This window comes from Bacillus sp. FF-1 (assembly GCF_028548245.1).
Classification (GTDB): Bacteria; Bacillota; Bacilli; order Bacillales; family Bacillaceae_G; genus Bacillus_A; species Bacillus_A paranthracis.
Genome location: NZ_JAQQGG010000002.1, coordinates 306,455 through 324,308 on the forward strand (window position 1 = coordinate 306,455; position 17,854 = coordinate 324,308).

Annotated in this window: 14 protein-coding genes, 6 pseudogenes and 1 other annotated feature; of the genes and pseudogenes, 13 read left to right on the forward strand and 7 right to left on the reverse strand. The window is 31.5% G+C overall.

The window, feature by feature from the left end:
* Nucleotides 1-33: 33 nt before the first annotated feature.
* Nucleotides 34-309 (forward strand): annotated as a pseudogene (locus tag PQF83_RS06960) (aminoglycoside phosphotransferase); the annotation flags it as partial.
* A pseudogene (locus PQF83_RS06965) lies at nucleotides 305-1,075 on the forward strand (AraC family transcriptional regulator); the annotation flags it as partial. The pseudogenes PQF83_RS06960 and PQF83_RS06965, both read left to right, overlap by 5 nt.
* A gap of 14 nt (nucleotides 1,076-1,089) precedes the next feature.
* Here the strand turns inward: PQF83_RS06965 and PQF83_RS06970 are convergent.
* The gene (locus PQF83_RS06970) at nucleotides 1,090-2,781 is read right to left on the reverse strand and encodes a M3 family oligoendopeptidase (protein ID WP_001190019.1); all 1,692 of its coding nucleotides are present in this window, start codon (nucleotides 2,779-2,781) and stop codon (nucleotides 1,090-1,092) included.
* Nucleotides 2,782-2,968: 187 nt separating this feature from the next.
* Here PQF83_RS06970 and PQF83_RS06975 point away from each other — a divergent pair, with 187 nt between their 5' ends.
* Both PQF83_RS06975 and PQF83_RS28485 read left to right on the forward strand, forming a co-directional pair.
* The gene (locus PQF83_RS06975) at nucleotides 2,969-4,345 is read left to right on the forward strand and encodes an aminotransferase-like domain-containing protein (protein ID WP_000280090.1); all 1,377 of its coding nucleotides are present in this window, start codon (nucleotides 2,969-2,971) and stop codon (nucleotides 4,343-4,345) included.
* Nucleotides 4,346-4,414: 69 nt separating this feature from the next.
* Nucleotides 4,415-4,695, forward strand: a pseudogene (locus PQF83_RS28485) (carboxypeptidase regulatory-like domain-containing protein).
* A gap of 127 nt (nucleotides 4,696-4,822) precedes the next feature.
* Here the strand turns inward: PQF83_RS28485 and PQF83_RS06980 are convergent.
* Together PQF83_RS06980 and PQF83_RS06985 are read right to left on the reverse strand one after the other, a co-directional pair.
* Entirely contained in the window at nucleotides 4,823-6,253 is a 1,431-nt protein-coding gene (locus tag PQF83_RS06980; RefSeq protein WP_001180373.1) for a 4-hydroxyphenylacetate 3-hydroxylase family protein, read from the reverse strand.
* A gap of 18 nt (nucleotides 6,254-6,271) precedes the next feature.
* Nucleotides 6,272-6,716: pseudogene (locus tag PQF83_RS06985) on the reverse strand (cysteine dioxygenase).
* Between the two features lie 211 nt (nucleotides 6,717-6,927).
* Here PQF83_RS06985 and PQF83_RS06990 point away from each other — a divergent pair.
* The 4 genes from PQF83_RS06990 (at nucleotide 6,928) to PQF83_RS07005 (ending at nucleotide 9,204) form a co-directional block, all read left to right on the forward strand.
* Entirely contained in the window at nucleotides 6,928-7,128 is a 201-nt protein-coding gene (locus PQF83_RS06990) for a hypothetical protein (protein WP_000279690.1), read from the forward strand.
* A 332-nt stretch (nucleotides 7,129-7,460) separates the two neighbouring features.
* Complete coding sequence (locus PQF83_RS06995) at nucleotides 7,461-7,628, forward strand: hypothetical protein (RefSeq protein ID WP_000343608.1); 168 nt, start codon at nucleotides 7,461-7,463, stop codon at nucleotides 7,626-7,628.
* Between the two features lie 213 nt (nucleotides 7,629-7,841).
* Entirely contained in the window at nucleotides 7,842-8,339 is a 498-nt protein-coding gene (locus PQF83_RS07000; RefSeq protein WP_001055961.1) for a DUF421 domain-containing protein, read from the forward strand.
* Nucleotides 8,340-8,574: 235 nt separating this feature from the next.
* Entirely contained in the window at nucleotides 8,575-9,204 is a 630-nt protein-coding gene (locus PQF83_RS07005) for a class I SAM-dependent methyltransferase (RefSeq protein ID WP_000397616.1), read from the forward strand.
* A gap of 252 nt (nucleotides 9,205-9,456) precedes the next feature.
* Here the strand turns inward: PQF83_RS07005 and PQF83_RS07010 are convergent, their stop codons facing one another.
* A complete protein-coding gene (locus PQF83_RS07010; protein WP_001079924.1) occupies nucleotides 9,457-10,158 on the reverse strand; it encodes a class I SAM-dependent methyltransferase in 702 nt (233 codons plus the stop codon).
* Nucleotides 10,155-11,057, reverse strand: a pseudogene (locus PQF83_RS07015) (SMP-30/gluconolactonase/LRE family protein). Before PQF83_RS07015 ends, PQF83_RS07010 begins: the two are co-directional and overlap by 4 nt.
* A 143-nt stretch (nucleotides 11,058-11,200) precedes the next feature.
* On the opposite strand from PQF83_RS07015, the gene PQF83_RS07020 reads away from it, so the two are divergent.
* Both PQF83_RS07020 and lysS read left to right on the forward strand, forming a co-directional pair.
* The gene (locus tag PQF83_RS07020; RefSeq protein ID WP_000551046.1) at nucleotides 11,201-11,371 is read left to right on the forward strand and encodes a DUF2197 domain-containing protein; all 171 of its coding nucleotides are present in this window, start codon (nucleotides 11,201-11,203) and stop codon (nucleotides 11,369-11,371) included.
* 72 nt (nucleotides 11,372-11,443) lie between these two features.
* Nucleotides 11,444-11,700, forward strand: a binding site (T-box leader).
* 82 nt (nucleotides 11,701-11,782) lie between these two features.
* A pseudogene (lysS, locus tag PQF83_RS07025) lies at nucleotides 11,783-13,335 on the forward strand (lysine--tRNA ligase).
* A 59-nt stretch (nucleotides 13,336-13,394) separates the two neighbouring features.
* On the opposite strand, the gene PQF83_RS07030 reads toward lysS, so the two are convergent.
* The gene (locus PQF83_RS07030; protein ID WP_001128419.1) at nucleotides 13,395-13,823 is read right to left on the reverse strand and encodes a cell wall hydrolase; all 429 of its coding nucleotides are present in this window, start codon (nucleotides 13,821-13,823) and stop codon (nucleotides 13,395-13,397) included.
* A gap of 155 nt (nucleotides 13,824-13,978) precedes the next feature.
* Between PQF83_RS07030 and PQF83_RS07035 the strand changes: the two genes are divergently transcribed.
* The 3 genes from PQF83_RS07035 (at nucleotide 13,979) to PQF83_RS07045 (ending at nucleotide 16,707) form a co-directional block, all read left to right on the forward strand.
* Nucleotides 13,979-14,893 carry an acetamidase/formamidase family protein gene (locus PQF83_RS07035; RefSeq protein ID WP_000285747.1) on the forward strand — a complete coding sequence of 305 codons (915 nt, stop codon included), beginning with the start codon at nucleotides 13,979-13,981 and terminating at the stop codon, nucleotides 14,891-14,893.
* Between the two features lie 126 nt (nucleotides 14,894-15,019).
* A complete protein-coding gene (locus tag PQF83_RS07040) occupies nucleotides 15,020-15,727 on the forward strand; it encodes a response regulator transcription factor (RefSeq protein ID WP_000238970.1) in 708 nt (235 codons plus the stop codon).
* Nucleotides 15,724-16,707: a sensor histidine kinase gene (locus PQF83_RS07045; protein WP_002163637.1), complete on the forward strand. Its 984-nt coding sequence runs from the start codon at nucleotides 15,724-15,726 to the stop codon at nucleotides 16,705-16,707. The genes PQF83_RS07040 and PQF83_RS07045 overlap by 4 nt, the downstream gene beginning before the upstream one ends.
* A 299-nt stretch (nucleotides 16,708-17,006) precedes the next feature.
* Here PQF83_RS07045 and PQF83_RS07050 read toward each other — a convergent pair whose 3' ends face one another.
* Entirely contained in the window at nucleotides 17,007-17,633 is a 627-nt protein-coding gene (locus PQF83_RS07050; RefSeq protein ID WP_000376248.1) for a DUF6518 family protein, read from the reverse strand.
* Nucleotides 17,634-17,854 lie beyond the last annotated feature (221 nt).

Here is a 17,854-nt window from a genome sequence, read left to right on the forward strand (position 1 = left end):
GTTATTCTAATTTATGTTAAGGGGAGAAATGAAGTGGTTTTAGGTAATCCAATTGCAAAAGGGAACACAGCGGAAATTTATCTATATGATAATAAGATTATGAAATTATTTAAAGATTACCTCCCGAATACAGAGTCTATGAATGAAGCAAAAAAACAAAAATATGCTTATTCATGTGGGCTGTCAGTTCCAAACGTATTTGAAGTGATAAAGATACAAAATAGACAGGCAATTATTATGGAATACATAAAAGGGGATAGTATTGGTAATCTCCTGCTTAATAATTTAAATAAAGCAGAGCATTACATATGTTAAACTCAATATAAATAAGGAAGGAGAGTTTAATATGAATATTTCTAGAAAAATAGAGGTTGAGCAATTACGAAATGCGAAGAGCGAGCTGTTTGATAAAGATGTATTAAACATATTGAATGGTCAAATGATGTATGAAGAATTTAAAAATGAAAAGCTAATGGGTGATTCTGATTACGCACCATTTAATGAAGCGATGTGTGTAAACCAAGTTACTACACTAGTTTTTGATAAAGAATTTATTAAGACAAGGGCAGCAGGACATAACAGTTCAGTAGAAAGTTACACAAAAAAGGTTATAGATCCATTAAAGAAACTTTTTACGAAAGAGTATAAATGTATTGTTTTATGGTTTGGTGAAGATATGTTTTGTCAAATGAACTTACTTACAATACTTTCATACCTTGAACAGTCTCGTTATGAGGGGAAGGTATACTTAAATAGCTTCAGAGAAGATGAATTTAAAGTAAATCAAATTGAACTTGAATTAGGAAATTATTCTTCGGTATACAATGAAGTATTAGTAAATCATAAAATGACTTTCTATAAGGTACCACCTGTAATGTATCAGGCTATAGATCTATATTTAAAAATGCTAAAAGAAGATAATGCTGTAATGAAATTTATCTCTAAAAATAAAGATTTATCAACTCAAGAATTATTAACAAAGTTGTTTCAACTATTTCCAACAATCGGATATGGTGATTCTCAGTATATAGAGGTGATTAATAAAATAAAGAAGAAAGCTACACCAAAAATATAGGTGCAGCTTTCTTCTTATAATTGCTCAAGTAATTCTAATTCTTTTTCTACAAATGCCATTAGTTCCTTAATTGTTTCGTTAGAAAAATCAAAACGAATTCCAGCAGCTTCATATACTTCTTTTATAGATTGCGAGCTTCCTAGTGATAATGCCTTTTTATAATTTTCTAGTGCTTGCTTGGGATCCTCTTTATATTGTTTATACATTTGTAATGCACCAAGTTGGGCGATCGCATATTCAATATAATAAAATGGTACTTCAAAAATATGGAGTACAGGTAACCAACTCGTTGCTATCCAGTTTTCGTAGCCATCAATATGTATGACGTTAGACTGATAATGTTTTTGAAGTTGTAAGTATTTTTTATTTCTTTCTTCAGAAGTATGAGTTGGATTTTCATACAGCCAGTGTTGAAATTGATCGACAATAAGCATAACAGGTAAATATGAAATAACATCTTTAAAGAAGTTAATTTTTGCTTGTTTTAAATCTTTTTTGTCTGTATAGAAGCTATTCCAATAATTAAGCGAGAATAACTCCATTGTCATACTAGCTAGTTCAGCTGTTTCAGCTGGAATTTCTATATATTGTCGTAATTTTAATGGTTTTATAAGTTCGTTATGAATACTATGACCCATTTCATGTATAAAAGTGATAATATCATCTTGTGTATAATTTAAGTTCATAAAAATAAATGATAATTGTGAAGCTGGTAAGTACTCACAAAAGCCTCCAGCTGCTTTTCCTTTGCGGCTTGTTAAATCAAGACAATCGTGTTTATACATTCGGTTTAATAGTGTTGAAAATTCAAGATCTAGTTTATTAAAGATATGAGTGCTCTTTTCAATTAAATCATTTTCATTTGCAATTGGTTTAAGTACTTTTTGATCTGGAGTTACAGCTGATACATCCCACGGGCGAAGCGTATCCACTTGCAGTTTCTCTTTTTTCTCTAGTAATATTTTATCTTTAAGAGGTACAACATACTTACGTATGGATTCAGCTAGTTCATAGCAATCTTTCGCTGAATAATCAAAACGCTCGTATTTTTTGAACATATAATCGCAATAATTCTCTAGTTGAATATTTTTGGCTTTTTGATGGCGAATTTCAATTAATTGATTTAATATGTTTTGTAGTTCTTTTTCAACAGATAAAAATTGTTCAGAAATAATGGTTTTGGCCTTTTTACGGATGTCACGATTCGAATCTTGTAAATAGGATTGTAATTCTGTTATCGTTTTTTCTTCTCCGTCCCAAATTCCAATTAATCCTCCAGTGATTTCAAAGTACTCTGTGACTAATTTGTCTTCCTTTACTTCTAATTCAATATTTTCCTCACAAAATAACTTTTGAGCATTTTTTATTTTTGCATCCAACAAACCATATACGTTAGAATCTAATTCCATTCGAAAAGGTGACTTTAAATATTTATTATCCAATAAATTTTGGTACCGCTTTAAAAGTGGCTTTACAAATTGTTGATCATGTTCAAACGTATCTTTTATTTCTTCATCATCCGTATTACATTGAAAGGCAATATAATGTGATCTTAATTGTTCTTCGATTTCCCAAATCACTTTTGACTGCTCTTTTAACCAGTTTTCTAGTTCTAGTTTTGAAGAAATCATTTTATTTAATAAAGACGAAAGAGTTTTTTCTAATTGTAGTACATTACTAATATCAATTGTATTTACACGTTGCATTACATATCCCTCACTTTTTATTTATTCATAGAGATATTCTATTTATTAATTGTAATTTCCTTGTTAAGAGGAGGAAATGTGAAATAATGTTAAAATTAAAAATGATAGAAAGGATGTATTTCTTTTTACTTTATAATGACTGTGAGAATGAGGGACCTTTTAAATACTTCTATAAGGGAGTGAAAGAATGTATAAGTATTTACATATTTTAAATGATATAGAAAAAATGATTCAACATGGAGAGATAAAAGAAGGACAGAAATTACCATCAATACGGTCACTCGTTGTGCAATATGAATGTAATAAGGCAACAGTTATACGTGCGCTTTATGAATTGGAAAAGCGTCATATTATATATTCTGTCCCTCAAAGTGGATACTACGTTGTTAAAAAATCGGGGAGTACTATAGAAAATAAAGAGATAATTGATTTCGCTTCTTCAGCACCAGATCCAGATGTTTTCCCATATTTAGATTTTCAGCACTGCATTAATAAGGCTATTGATACTTATAAAAATGATTTGTTCGTATACGGAACACCGAAAGGCTTACCATCTTTAATTCCAGTCATTCAAAAACAGTTGGCAAATTATCAAGTGTTCACGAAAGAAGACAATATTTTTATAACGTCAGGCGTGCAACAGGCACTTGCAATATTAACTTCTATCTCATTTCCAAATGAAAATGAAACAATATTAGTTGAACAGCCAACGTATCATTTATATATAGAATATCTAGAAATAAATAAAGTTCCAGTAATTGGTATTAAACGTACGAATGAAGGTATTGACTTAAATGAATTGGAACGTATTTTTCAAACAGGTAAAATAAAATTCTTTTATACAATACCAAGATATCATCATCCGCTTGGAACTTCTTATTCTAAAGACGAGAAAGAAAAGATCGTGTTATTGGCTAAGAAATATAATGTATTTATAGTGGAAGATGATTATTTAGCAGATTTAGAAACAGATTCAAAAGCCGATCCATTATATAGCCTGGATCATGGTAATCATGTCATATATTTAAAGAGTTATTCGAAAATTATTTTTCCAGGTTTACGAGTTGGTGTAGCAGTTATTCCACCGATTATTTCGAGTGCTTTCCATACATATAAAAAGATTTTAGATATCGATAGCCCAATGATATCCCAAGCTGCTTTAGAAATTTATATAAAGAGTGGCATGTTCGAACGCCATAAAAATAAAATTAAATCTTCCTATAATAATAGATCTAAAAAACTAGCAGAAGCATTAGAAAGGATGCATAGTGAAAACCCGCTTCTATTCACATATAAAAAGCAAAATACAATTGGAATCCATACTTGTTTAGAAGTACATAAAACAAGTATTTCGGACATGTTGATACAAAGACTAAGTGAAATGCAAATCAGTATCGATGCGATTGATAAAAATTATGTGAAAAGTTTTTCGAAACAAAGACTATTAAAGTTAAACGTATCGAATGTAAAGGAAGATAGGATTGAGGAAGGAATTCGTAAAGTAGTGGAAGAAATCAAACAAGTGGAACGTCTAAATTTTCAATTTAAAAAAAGAATAAAATGAATAAGGAGGTTTGTTGTGAGGCGTAAAATAATTCTCTTGTTTGTGTGTACCGTTGTAATAATTTAAGCTATAGTTGTGACTAATTATTATAAAAAAGAAATGCATTGTCGTTGGTAAGTATTCAAGAGGTATTATCATAGGTCAAAATAACGAACCTATATTTTAATGTGAAAATTTATGAAGATTCTATTAAAGGTAAGGAACGCAGTATTTCAAATGCAGAAGGTGAATTTGAAATACTAGATGGGGTATGTGGTGAGATTGTTTTACAATTCGTTACTCCAGATGGAGAAATCTATATGAGGAAATATGATAGGAAGCATATACCAAAAGTTATAAAGCTTAATTAGAAACATAAAGGTGAATAAGATGAAACCATTACGGAAAAAGTAGCAGTTGTGGTCGGAGCAACTATATATGTAACTGGATAATTATATATTTTTTAAGAGCACTCTTAGCAAAGGGTGCTCTTTTTCATCATAAATATTTACTTAGCATCTTTTTAAAGTGATTTTTATCATAATTTACATATTGTGTAGCTGTATTTCGTATTGGATCTCCCGCGTAAAATCTTTCGTATAATTCGTGTCTTGATCCTAATGGGCTTCCAATAATATCCCAGGCTAACTTAAATAATTTTGTGCGTTGTTCGGCATCTATATTTGTTCCTTTAAAGTGCTTTTTTAATAAATCAGCTATTGGACTCTGGAAATCAATCGAGCTTGAAGGAAGTTGAATGAAGCCACCTGCTCCAATTAATTGTAAAATTTCTATTGCGCGGGGATAATATTTAGAACCAAGATTCCTTGCAGTTTCGATATATTTAAAGTTTGGTAAATAAGTTTTTGTTTCATTTGTAGTACCTTCAACTTCCGCAGCAATTAAAAGTGCGCGAATTGTTTCGATTTGCATAATTAATTCTCCAAGTTTTTCTTGAACATGCAAATAAGTGTGAGCTCCAATTGCTTCAGCAATTTCAAAAGCAATCGCAGTTATAAATTCTAGCTTTATTAGTAATCGTACTATAGCTTGATGATAAGCTAAACTACTAGAAGCTGTATCTGATTTTATAGCCCAAATTGCTTCTGGATTGTTATAAAGTAAAACACGTTCCCAAGGGACAAATACATTATCGAAGATTAATAGTGCATCCATTTCATCATACTGTGAGCTAATAGGGGAATCAACTGTGCTTGAAGTTGTATTTGCATATGGTTCTCTACAAACCATATGTAATCCTGGAGAATTGGCTGCCACGATAAGAAAGTGAGCTAAATCTTTTTGAGCGTCAGTCAGTTTTGTTAATGGGTAGATTAATAAATCATTTGAATAAGGAGAAGCAGTTCCTATCATTTTCGCACCACTTAAATAAATTCCATCAGAAGTTTCCTTTGTAACTCTTAGCAACCCTAAGTCATTTGCATTTAACATTGATTCTGTTGAGCGATTTATTTGTGGATCACGTTGGACTACACTTAAAAACAAGTGATTATCCCTAGCTTTTTCGTAATAAGATGCGATTTTATCTGGAAACTGTGCATCGAACTTTTTATAAAAATCTCTTGATACGTACCAGCCAGTAAGTCTCGATCTTGCGTAATCAGATAGTCTACTCATTACACCGTCTGTAGCATAACCCCATGTTTCAAATGCAGTTCTTCTCATTAATAATTCATTATAGGAATTCGGAACTAAAAATGATTTATGAACAAAGTCTTTCGTTTTTGGGCTCACATATCCAATAGAATCTCTCTGTTTGGGATCATCAAATAACGAAAATAAATTAGAAATGGTACATAGTGTCCCCGAAAAATTGTTGTCTGTAGTTACATCTACTTTTTTTCCATAGAGCCAAACATTTCGACCATCTTGTAAGCTCTTTATATAGTGATCCTTTAAATTTTGCATATTTCCTCCTTTTAAAGACTACTCATATATTTGTACATCTTTTAATGGTGGTGAATATACATGGAATGTTATTGCTGTTGAATCTGTAGCATTATACATTTTATGCACAGTATCTTTTTTTACGGTGAAAATATTTCCCTCTGTAAACTCTTCAATCCATTCTCTATTTTTTTTCGTACGTAATATTTTGTAGCGTACCATTGACTATTAATATACATCCTATAGATATTCCGTGATCATGAATAAGAGTCTTTGCTTTTCTAGGGAAATTTAATACTAAAATCTCCACAAATTCAGACTTATAGATAACATTTCTTCCGTATTCAAGGTTAAGTGGTGAAGTAATAAAAGGAGATATTTTATGAAGTGTAATATTTAATGATTGAATAGCGGATATTAGATTTGCCGTATCGTAGTCACATAAGTTATGAAACGCTTTTTTTATGTTATGAATCAATTGCATGTAAAACTTCCTCCTAAGCATGTACATTAAAAGAAAAAGTAATCTAATATTATATAGAGCGTAGTGAATTACATAATATTGTATTGAAACATTAAAAAAAGTGACTTCTTTTACTTAGGAAGATTATTTAATTTGAAAATTAAGGTAATTACTTCCATTAACATGATATGCTTGAACTATATACTTTTTTATTGGAAAGGTGATGAAATAAATGGCAGTTCTTTTAGTGGAAAATCTATTTCAAATGTCTATTGTTTTATTACTTCTATGTTCATTTTGTTTTTATAGATATTTAAAGAAAATCAAAAGGGAAAGAAAGCTTACAGGTTTTGAAATTACGATGTATATCATGACGCAACTTGCGTATTTCATTTGGGCGGCAACAACTTTTCTTAAAATGTTGTCAGAATAGTTAATGTAGGGCTAATTGTTTTATTAAATGCTGGGCAGAAATGTACAATAAATAAAGGCAAAGGACAAGGATAGGCTTATCAATTAGGTAAATAAATATAGCCGTTATCTAAATCGATTACAATATCACTTATAACGTCTTTACAAAAAGAGTGGGGAATACGTTCATAATTATGTCAAACACAAAACAGATCGATAAATGACCAGGTATAACGAGTTGTGTAAACAAAGAAGAGGTTTTGCTTTTCCAATATGTACAAATAGTATATTATCTTTCTTAATGTACATATTAAGTAAAATGTTTCATATCATGTACATAAAAGGCGGGGTAATATGGATGAAAAAAAGAAAAATGAAGAATTAATTAGATTTAAGAAACAATGGTTTAATGAAGATAATCAACCAATAGCTGGAATAGAGTTAGCTTTACCGCCTGATATAGGCAGCATGTTAGACTCCAAATCAGTTGATGATGAAAGTGAAGAAAGTAATAATGAATAAGTTTAATCTATATGCATCCATTCGGGTGCTTTTTATTTTTTTGATAATGGAAGATGGATTATCAAATCCTTATTGAAAAAAGGTTGGTCAAAATAGATTCTTTTTCAGTATATGTAAGTTTAATTTTTACAAAAAAGTTTAATTAAAATACATTTAGAATGCTATATGAAATGGGAATGCTAGTAACATTCACCATTAAAGGATTGGGCTATTATGAATATGATTTTTGAAAGCATTATTTTAATTTTAACTGGGATTATTGCATTAAAAATGACAGGTAGTAAATCTGTTAGCCAAATGACAAGAGCTGAAATCATTATAGTAGTATCAATTGCACGTATTATTGTAGAACCGGTATTAAGTAGGAAAGTAGTCCCATCTATATTTGCAGCTGCAATATTTGCGTGCGTACTTCTTATCATTCATTTCTTTGAATTGAAATCAAAGAAGATGGAACAATTCCTAAATGGCAGTAGCATTATAATAGTAGAAAATGGAGAGATTGTAAAAGAGAATTTGATGAAGGCGAAAATGTCGGAACAACAACTATATATGCAATTAAGAGAAAAAGGGATTCATGATTTAAAAAGTTTACAGCAAGTTACAGCTGAACCAAATGGGCGGATTGGTTACCAATTAATAGAGAAAGCTCAGCCAATCACTTTAGAAGTGTTAGAAAAAGTAATAGATCAGTACAATATAAAAAGATAATTTCTTATGTGAAATGCCAATATACAATTGAAGTATTGGCATTTTTTATTTTTTCTAATTGTAAAAGCTAATATTTAGAATAGATATTCAGCCAATCTTTAAATTAGATATAGGCTTATTAATATGCTATATTCAATGGACCTATAGTGACTGTGGTGAAAAAAGCAGCGTTAAAATGGAATAGGTCTTTCATGTGATATTAAACATGAGATAAAAATAAGGAGATAGAAATATAATGGAATTTTGGGAATCAAGTTTTATTGAGAAACAAACGATGTGGGGGTTTGAACCTACAGAATCTGCAATTTTGACAAAAGATTTTTTTGTGGAAAACAATGTTAAAGACATATTAGTTCCGGGTATTGGCTATGGAAGAAACGCAAAGGTATTTATCGAAAATAGTATAAATGTAACAGGTATTGAAATTTCGAAAACAGCGATCGATTTAGCAAGAGAAAACGGACTAGAAGATGTTAGTATCTATCACGGTTCAGTAAATGAAATGCCTTTTGATAATAAACTGTATGATGGTATATTTAGTCATGCACTTCTTCATTTGTTGAATGAACAGGAAAGAGAGAAATTTATTAAAGATTGTTATAATCAGTTAAAACCTGGTGGATATATGGTTTTTACAACTGTTTCTAAAAAAGCTCCAATGTATGGCAAAGGAAAACAGTTGGATAAAGATTATTATGAGATAATGGAAGGTGTAAAAATGTTCTTCTATGATTCTGAATCTATAAAACAGGATTTTAAAAAATATGGACTAGTACAAGTTTCGGAAATTGATGAACCAAATAAGAACATGGCAAATAAACCTTCAATCAACTTTTTAACGATAAAATGTAAGAAAGAACTATAACTAAAAGTTATTAAGAATGATTGAATATGTTTATATATTAATTATGCACAAATAAAGAGGACAAGCATATAATAGAAATACCTTTTAACTTTAAGTAACCTTAACTTTCGTTAATAGGGTATCTCAAAATCCCCAAAAGAGCACTTGCGGAAACAAGTGCTCTTTTATTTTTTGTTTCATAAATATTTAAAGTTGCAAATTTCGTGCAATAAAAATAAATCTGAGAGAAATAATCATATCTTTATTATACGATTATTTCTGAACTACAAACGTAATAGCATTTGTTTTTAATTGAATATGCCTTTCATCGCGAACAATATCATAGACTAATTCTTTTATTTCAACTTTAATTTCTTTCCATTCCTTATAATTGCTTTTTAATAGATATATCATATCTTCAGTAGGAAGGTTAATTTCAATTAAAGCATCTAACTCTTCATTTGTATGTAAGTCAATTTCTTGTATGTTTGAATTAATAATTAAACAATTCATACCGCCGCTTTTTGTACCTTCTTTCATAGAATGGAGCACGTTTTTTAAATCTTCTTCTGATTGAACATGCTCTAAACTGGATACTGCAACGATATAATCATAAGTATTACGTTGAATGTAGTAGTTTTCAATTGCTACTTGTTCTATTTTAATATTATTAATTACACCATATTCTTTACTATAAGTTTGTAATTTTGTTAAAGCAGAATCAAGTAAATCCACACATGTAACAGTACCACTCGCATTTTGAATCTTTTGGGCAATGGGAATACTATTTCTTCCAACGCCAGAGCCGAGATCAAGTACTTGCAAGTTGTTTTTTCCTTCAAAATAATCCATCAAATCCATAACCGTTTTAACCGGTTTGTACAGCCAAGAACCAGTTTCAAATAGTTTATATTGTTCATAACAAAGGTCGTGATATTTCTTTTCTTCTTGTCTTATAAAATTAATGCGATTCATAGTGTTTCAGCTCCAATATTATTATTGTAAAATGAATGGGTAGGACAACCTTTTACATTTGTTTGAATTCGAAAAATACCACCAGCATGTGGATATTGCTTTAATTCGTCATCCGTCATTCTTGTTCTGGCTGTTGTAACATATAGGTCGGTTAAATTAGGCCCTCCAAATGTACAAGATGTTACATATGGCACTGGAATCGGGATACTTAATATTTGTTCACCAGTTGAAGGGTTCCATCTAGTAATCTTTGAACCTCCCCAATGAGCAATCCATAAGCAACCTTCCTCGTCAATTGTCATACCATCAGGTAGACCGTCATTTTCGGGGAAAATAATTACATCACTTGGATTACGAATTACTCCAGAGCATATATCATAATGAAAACGAACTACTTTTTTAGTAGGTGTATCGATATAGTAAAGGTATGTATGGTCAGGTGACCAAGCTATGCCATTTGATGTATTTACATGTGAAACTTTTTTCTCTACCTTTAAATTATTATTTAAACAATACAAGGAGCCAGCAGCATTAATACCGTATGTATCTGTAGTACCTGCCCAAAAACGTCCTGCCGGATCGCATTTTCCATCATTAAAACGATTTTTAAATAAATGTGGTTCAGGGTCAAAAATATGTGTCAGTTTTTCTGTTTCTACATTAATAGAATAAAAGCCATTTTCCATAGCTAGGAGTAGTATGTCATCTAAATATGGAACAACACAGCCAATTTGTTGATTGAGAGCAATTACTCAGTTTGTATTAGCGGTAGGACTAAATATGCATAATTGTTTCTCCACAATATCAACCCAGTATAAAAGTTGTTTTTTTTCATTCCAAGATGGTCCTTCAGCTAAACTTGCTTTCGCATCTAAAACTAATTCTATATTACTGTCCAAGATGTTCACCTCGCTTTATAAGATATTTATATAATTCGATAAGAATAGGGACAAACCTTTTAATCAGAAAATATTAAGATTTGTACCATGGAAAAACTGATTTTCTCGAGTGATTAAAACAATGTATAAATATTGAGAGGAAAATGCATATGATGTTTTATGAAATTGTTTGTTTTTCTTGTAAAAATATATTTCGTGTTTATGAAGGCAGTGAAAAATATAAGCGATTTAAAGAGAAACCAAAAGGGGTATATTGTTGTGATGAGTGTAGCCACAAAATTCAATTAGAAGCGATAAAGAATTTTTTTAGATAATTATACTGTTTTATTTCGGAAAAGTTTGACAATGAAACTATTTTAAATTATCATATGAAAAAACTAATATGTAAAATGGCATGGAAGAGAAGAGTAGTTAAGAAAGAATACGTACAGAGAGCTCTGGTAGCTGAGAAAGAGCAGTATACATCTTAATGAAAAAAGACTTGGAGCTGCGCAAGGAACTAATTTATTTAGGGATGGTGCGACGGGATCTCCCGTTATAGAGATAGGGTATAAGCATATTTTGCCGTACCTGAAGAGGTTAATATGGCGACATATTGACAAACTGAGGTGGTACCGCGAAGCTAATAACTCTCGTCCTCAAGATGAATAATCTTGGGGGTGGGAGTTTTTTTATTGTATAAAACTGAAAATCTGAAAACAAAAAACAATTGAGGTGAGTAACATATGCATTGGGCGTATGAAGTAGCACACGAATTAATTAGAAAACATCCAAACAAAGAAACTTTTGTTTGCGCATCTGGAATTAGTCCATCTGGTTCTGTTCATATTGGGAACTTTCGTGAAATCGTAACGACTTATTTTGTTGTAAGGGCGCTTCAAGATTTAGGGAAAAAGACTCGTTTTATATTTTCATGGGATGATTACGACAGATTTAGAAAAGTCCCTAAAAATGTTGAGTCATCTTTTGTAAAGTATATCGGAATGCCATACTTTGATATACCAGATCCGTATGGATGTCATAATTCATATGCCGAGCATTTTGAAAAAGAGTTTGAGGAATCGCTTCAAGTATTTGGGATTGAAGTGGAATTCATATATCAACATGCTGAATATAGAAGTGGAAGATATAACAAAAACATATTGGAGGCTTTATATAAAAGAAAAGAATATATGATATTTTAATGAGTTTTAAAACGGGAGAGTGTAGTGAAGAAGAGCGAGAGGGCTTTTATCCGGTTACATTATATTGTGAGAAATGCGGGAAAGATGCGACAACGATTACACATTTTGATGAAGTATTAAAAACAGTTCGGTATGAATGTGAATGCGGAAATCAAACTGAATTATCGGTATTAAATACAAATGAAATGAAACTGAATTGGAAAATCGATTGGCCGATGAGATGGATGATAGAGGATATTGTTTTTGAGCCGGGCGGAAGAGATCATTCATCAGAAACGGGTAGTTATAATGTATCAAAAGAAATTGCGAGAAAAATATTCAATCGTGAAGCGCCTCATTACATTGCTTACGATTTTATTGGAATTAAAGGGCATCATGAAAAAATGTCTAGTTCCTCAGGGAATAGTATTACACCTAGCGAGTTGTTAAAAGTGTATTTACCAGAAGTGATTCTATTTATGTTTGTAAAATATAGACCAAGCGCATCTTTTCATATCGGTCTTGATGAAGATGTGATTCGCAATTATACAGAGTATGAACGATTAAAAGATAGTTATAAAAATAAAACGCTCAAAAATGAAGATTTATTTGATGCAATTAAACTTTCTAGAGTTGATAGCGGATTTAAAGAATATCCGAAATTTAATCAAGTAGCAGGAACGTTGCCGTTATTAAATTTTGACTCATTTATTTTACAGGAGATATTAGAGAAAATAGATAGGAGCTATGCGTTAGATGAAATGAGAGCGATAAGTAATCGTGCAGAGCATTGGATAAGAAACTTTCAATCTGAAAAATTAATGGCGGTAAATCAGGAGAAAAATACAGAGTTTTATAACACATTAGAGGAAAGGCAAAAAAAATGGCTGGTAGAAGTTTGTAAAATACTGCGTTCAAATAAAGATTATTCGAACATAATGGAGCAATTTTATTCGATTTGTCATCATGAAAATAAAAAAATAATGAAAGAAAATCAAAAACAATTATTCAATATTATATATAAACTCATTATGAATCAATCAAATGGTCCTCGTATACCATTATTAATACATGTGGTAGGTATAGAAAAAACCATTGCATTATTAGATTTCTAAAACAAAGTTAAAAGTAACGCAAGTACCCAAAATTCTAAGTACTTGCGTTCCAAATTTTACTACCGTGAATACAATTTCGGACATTCATCACCACTAGGTTCATAAAAACAATGACTTTTAAACTGTCCTACAAATGGCTGATTATACCATTCGGGCGGACAAGCTCCAACTGGACGGAAATACCAAAGAGCCCATCGTGCAGGCCAGCGCCACTCACCTTGTAAAACTTTTCGTGCGATTTCTTTTTCTGATTCACGAGCCCGTTGATAAAAATATCCGTATTGCACTGCTTCGAATCCACCAGGGCTTTGATATACAGCATCACGTACGGTACGGAGTTGTTTAAAATCTAAGCAATCACAAAATACACGATTTACTACTACGCAGCCAACAAGTTGTTCACCTTGTCGACCTTCGCCTTCAGCTTCAGCACGCATTAAACGAGCTAGTAAATCAACATCGCTTTCGTTATATGGAATAAGGGGCATAGTGATACCACCTTTCTTTACCTGTTATAGTAAAGAGTGTATGTATGAAAATAAGCTAAGTGCTTTTCTATATGTAAATTTATTAATTATTAAAAGGAGCTTTTATGAAAAAAGCTAATTAGTAATTGTAGACAAATATAAAGAGGAGAGATAATATGTATCGAATTCAGAAAGAACATATCATTTACGCAATGTCACCAGAAAATAAACCATGTATGGAAGTGGAAATTGGGAGTCGCCTTATATTCGAAACATATGATTGCTTTGAAAATCAAATTGATTCTGAAGATGTTGTGTTTCAAGAGTTAGATTGGAACCGGATTAATCCAGCGACTGGTCCGGTATATATTAATGGTGCAGAACCTGGTGATATATTAGTTGTTACCATTGAAAAGATAAAAATTGCAGAGAAAGGCGTTTTAACTACAGGTGCAAATCTTGGTGTAATGGGTGAAGAGCTACATGAAAATACAGTGAAAATTGTCTCAGTACATAATGAACATGTTTTGTTTTCAAATGAACTACAAATCCCGATTAATCCAATGATCGGTGTAATTGGAACAGCGCCGAAAGAAGCGAGCATTTCATGTGGCACACCACATGATCACGGCGGGAATATGGACTGTAAAGAGATAAAAGAAGGGACAACATTATTATTACCTGTAAATGTTCCTGGTGCTCTATTAGCATTAGGTGATTTACACGCAGCGATGGGCGATGGTGAAATTGGGGTTAGTGGAGTAGAGGTTGCTGGTGAGGTGACGGTAACAGTTCAGATTATAAAAGGAAAGAAATGGCCATTGCCAATGGCTATTCAAAAAGAAAAAGTAATGACGATAGCTTCAGAAAAATTGCTAGATGATGCAGCGAATCGAGCTGTACGTAATATGGTGACATTTTTACATGAAGAATTAGAAATGTCTAAAGCTGATGCCACGCTTTTATTATCAGCAGCCGGCGATTTAAAAGTTTGTCAAGTTGTGGACCCGCTGAAGACTGCTCGAATGGAATTAGGGATGAATTATGTGGAGAAATTGGGGTTTACTATGAGTGAATTCCATATTAAATAAGAAATGATAGAAGAAGGATGATTTTGTATAAAAGTATCTTTTTTGATTTACGGATTATATAAAAAAAGGTAGTATTTATTTTATATAATTGAATATAAGATTGTGGATCGAAAAAGGAGTAAACACATGGTTAAAATTATGATTGTAGAAGACGATATGAAAATTGCAGAACTATTATCAACACATGTTGCGAAATATGGGTATGAAGGGATTATTGTATCGGATTTTCATAATGTATTAAATATTTTTTTAGAAGAACAACCAGAGTTAGTTTTATTAGATATTAATTTACCGAGTTTTGATGGTTACTATTGGTGTCGTCAAATTCGCGGAGTTTCTACATGTCCGATATTATTTATTTCAGCTCGTGAAGGTACGATGGATCAAGTTATGGCGCTAGAAAACGGTGGCGATGATTTCATTTCAAAGCCATTCCATTACGAAGTTGTAATGGCTAAAATTCGAAGTCATTTAAGGCGTGCTTACGGAGATTATGCACCGAAAATAGAAGAACGGATGGTTGAACAACATGGTCTTTGTTTATATCCTGAAAGGCTTGTATTGAAGCTTAAGAATCAAGAAATTGATGTAACGAGAAATGAAGCTATTTTATTAGAAATGTTAATGAAAAATTATCCGCGTGTTGTGAGTAGAGAAGTGCTATTAAATAAATTATGGGATAGCGAATCCTATGTTGATGATAATACATTAAGTGTAAATACAACACGTGTGAGAAAAAAGTTAAAAACGTTACAGATTGAGGGTGCGATTGAAACGATTCGTAGTGTTGGATATAGATTGCATATTACTTGGGATACTGGTATGGAAAAATGATAAGATTGTTTATTCGTGATCATATACCTCTTATTTGTTTTACAGTCATCCAACTATTATCCATATTTCTCGTATATTGGTTTGATGGGCATAAGCATATCGCGACGGCATTGTATGCAATGTTTTTAGGTGCCTTTTTTATGGTAGGCTATTTAGTATTTCGTTACTTTACTCATCGTACTTTCTATGAACGATTAGCAAACCCGATGCAATCTTTAGATGAATCGGTTCAAAAATCTGATTTTGCAGCTATATCTGCTGCGCTTCAAGACTTACTTGAGGTACAATATCGCCATTATCAAAATCAGCTCCACATACAAGAAAGAAAAAATAATGATCATTTAACTTTTATGAATCAGTGGATTCATCAAATGAAAACACCTTTATCTGTAATAGAATTAATTACACAGGATGAAGTCGATTCGCGTTTTGAAAGTATAAATGAGGAAACAGATAGGCTGAAAAAGGGGTTAGAGATGGCACTGTATGTCGCACGTTTAGAAGCATTTACACAAGATTTTTATGTGGAAAGAGTACAATTACATAAAATAGTGAATGATTCTGTGCATGAACATAAACGCTTCTTTATCCGGAATTTTGTATATCCAGAGCTTAAAATTGATAAGGACATTACAGTAGAAAGTGATGCGAAATGGTTACAATTTTTAATTGGACAAATACTATCAAATGCGATTAAATATTCATCTGGTAGTCGAGAGAAGATTAAAGTGAAAGCTTGTAAGGAAGGTAATAATGTTATACTTGAAATTGCTGATAATGGTGTAGGCATACCGAAGCAAGATTTGCCAAGAGTGTTTAAACCTTTCTTTACAGGAGAAAATGGTAGAGATTTTAAAGAATCAACTGGAATGGGGCTATATCTCGTATATGAAATTACGAAGCAATTAGGACATAGTGTAGAAATCCATTCAGAAGTTGGTAAAGGTACGGTTGTACGAATTAAATTTTATAATGTATAAATAAGTGATCTAGGCTAAAGAGCTTTGGAAATAAGTTTTTTAGCCTTTTTTTATAGCGGTTATATGAAATGATAAAACGTTATATTAGTATGTATAATGACACACTAATAAATACGATTGTTAAATTTGAAGGATTTAATAAAAAGCTGATAAATATTTTTGTAAGAAAAAAGCCACCCCTTTGAAAGAGATAGCTTCATGGATCTATCCTATGTATAAGTGTAATGTTCGAATACGTGATATGTTTTGTGGACTATAATACAATTAGTCTTTTGTTTTTTCATGATACAGTATTGTAATTAAGTAAACAAACTTAATAATTTATACCCAATTAATCCTAAAATAGTGATAGGAATCATCATTAAGAAAGAAGACACACGATAAGCATTAGAGCGTTCTAATACAAGAATCAAGATAATTCCGACTATCACTTCCGTATATCCAACAGGTAACATGTGACTGTAATCTTCAAAGTTTAATAGAATGTGAAGTCCGTCCGTTACAAAAACTCCACTTAAAAGTGCGCTTCCGAATTTATGAAGTGGATTTGTAGTATCTTTCCATAGAAAACCTGCAATTCCAAAGATCGTTCCTCCTATACATGCACATACAATCCATACAGATATAAAATAAATAGAGTGAGCTACATTTTTAATAACTATTGCATAACCATAATAGCCTAATACCATACCGAGTAGTGCAAGGATACCAGAAAGCATAGCTGTACGCTTAGAATAACTAAAGCTAGCCACGAAAAAGGATGGAACTAACCAAACGCTTCCTAAGTTAGCTAATGAATGCCAATTTCCTGGAAGTATACCTTGCCCCAATTTCGTTAGTATACCAACAAGTATCCCTACTATAATCGGGAGGATAAAAATCCTTACAAACATATTTAACTTTGTGATTTCTAATGTCCTGTCCATAAATTCAATCCTTACATTAATATTTTCTGTAAAGATATAATAGCTTATTACAAGGGAATAATCAATAAAAATTTATCGAAAAACAATAAGTGGTTATTGGATAACGAATAAGATTTTGTTTTTATATAAAATTTATTACTGGGGAAACCTAAAGGATGTATTACAATCAATGTAATTTGTGCTTATTCAACATGAAGTTAAGGAATGATAAATAAATCTAA